This window comes from Arthrobacter vasquezii, from assembly GCF_029455255.1.
Lineage (GTDB): Bacteria > Actinomycetota > Actinomycetes > Actinomycetales > Micrococcaceae > Arthrobacter_D > Arthrobacter_D parietis.
On the sequence record NZ_JAROKN010000130.1, the window covers coordinates 1 to 837 of the forward strand.

Consider the following 837-nt stretch of genomic DNA (forward strand, 5'->3'; position numbering starts at 1 on the left):
ACCCAGCTCGTGGTGGAGGATCCGGCCAAGCTGGCGGGTTGAGTAGCCGAGCCGCAGCGCCAGCCCCGGAACGCCGACGCGGTCAATCTCGCCGTCGGAAATCAGCCTCATTGCCCGCGCAGCGACATCCGAGCGCAGGTTCCACGCTGGCGTACCGGGTACCGCTTCGGGCAGGCATCGCTTGCAGGCACGGTATCCGGCCTCGTGCGCCGCCGCAGAGGTCGGATAAAAGCTGACGTTGGCCGGCTTCGGAGTGCGTGCAGGGCAGGACGGGCGGCAGTAGATCTTCGTCGTCGCCACCGCGGTGACAAATTGCCCGTCGAACCGGGTGTCCCGCGATTCGATCGCCCGGTACTGCTGCCAGAAATCCATGAGTCCATCCTCGCAGGCGGACGAGTGCGCTGCTAGCGGAAATCGGACATGACCGTGCAGGCTGAGTCCCTGCGTCTTGATACGGTCTTTTCGTGGATCCAGCTCTCCAGCGCACCCGGCTTGCGCACCCGGCCATCGAGGTTGCACCGCTCCTGCTGGGCGCGCAGCTGACCCATGACGACGGCGCGGAGCCGGTCACGGTGCGTATCACCGAGGTGGAAGCCTATATGGGGTCAGAAGACCCGGGCTCCCATGCATTCCGCGGACAGACGGCCCGTAACGCGACCATGTTCGGTGAAGCGGGGCACCTGTACGTGTACTTCACCTATGGCATGCACTATTGCGCCAACGTGGTCTGTGGGTGGCCAGGCAATGCCACCGGACTGCTCCTGCGCGCAGGGGAGATCGTCGGCGGAGTGGACGCGGCCCGGCGCCGTCGGGGCAACCCTCGCCTGGACCGGGACC

General features: G+C 66.4%; 2 protein-coding genes. One reads left to right on the forward strand and one right to left on the reverse strand.

Features of this window, described 5'->3' with window-relative positions; translation table 11 throughout:
- On the reverse strand, nucleotides 1-372 hold a 372-nt coding region (locus P4U43_RS17935), incomplete at its 3' end, for an Ada metal-binding domain-containing protein (protein WP_277359955.1).
- A 92-nt stretch (nucleotides 373-464) separates the two neighbouring features.
- On the opposite strand from P4U43_RS17935, the gene P4U43_RS17940 reads away from it, so the two are divergent.
- Nucleotides 465-837: DNA-3-methyladenine glycosylase (locus tag P4U43_RS17940; RefSeq protein WP_277359956.1), on the forward strand; the 373-nt coding region annotated here is incomplete at its 3' end.